We start from the raw sequence: 699 nt of genomic DNA on the forward strand, positions 1-699 counted from the left end.
CAATATCCCAAAGTAACAAGTGATGTTTGGAAATTATCGATCGACGAATGCGATCGCAATCAGACGCGGACAAAATTTCTGCTTGACTATGGCGGTTATTCTTGGACATGTAACACTTCCTTCTTTAACCCCGTTCACTGGTAAAAGTTCCAATAGAACAGATATTTGATTAATCAAGAATAGCTTAAAAGCCTGTGAATAAAAGCATACAGCCAATTTAACAACTTCCCACTTCTACCTAAAAGTCGCAAGTTGACCAGTCAAAGAGAATCAGACAACATAGGAAATAACTTGACAAGCTTTGTAAGCTCGTTCGCCTTGCACTACTAAAGCGAAGACTCGATCCAAACTATGGCTGGCTCAGTAGCAGATTTTAAATATTTTGATGATAACGGCAATCCTTGGTTAATTCGTATCGATAAATCGAACGCATTAACCACAGGTACGGGATTTGTAGCACTTACACAAGCTGATCTAACTTTAAAGTATCTGCCAAGAAACTTAGAGCCAAGATTTGTAACCTGTCAGCACCCAACCAGACCAATCAAAAGAGATATTTATTGTGCATCGAAATCAGCCGCTATATGGATAGGAACGCAATCGACATTAACGCTAACTGATTTTCAAGATAGAAGTCAGCAATCGTTTACAGTCGGAAAGAGAACGCAAGAGAAAGAGAAGTACTCAGCAAAGTTAATA

The 699-nt window shown here is 38.9% G+C and carries 1 protein-coding gene; it reads left to right on the top strand.

The annotated features are described in order from the left end of the window. Positions 1-351 precede the first annotated feature (351 nt). Positions 352-699 (top strand): hypothetical protein (locus CQ839_RS24655; RefSeq protein ID WP_146048818.1); only part of this gene is annotated, 348 nt, incomplete at its 3' end.

The sequence above is a fragment of the Pseudanabaena sp. BC1403 genome (genome assembly GCF_002914585.1).
Taxonomy (GTDB): Bacteria; Cyanobacteriota; Cyanobacteriia; order Pseudanabaenales; family Pseudanabaenaceae; genus Pseudanabaena.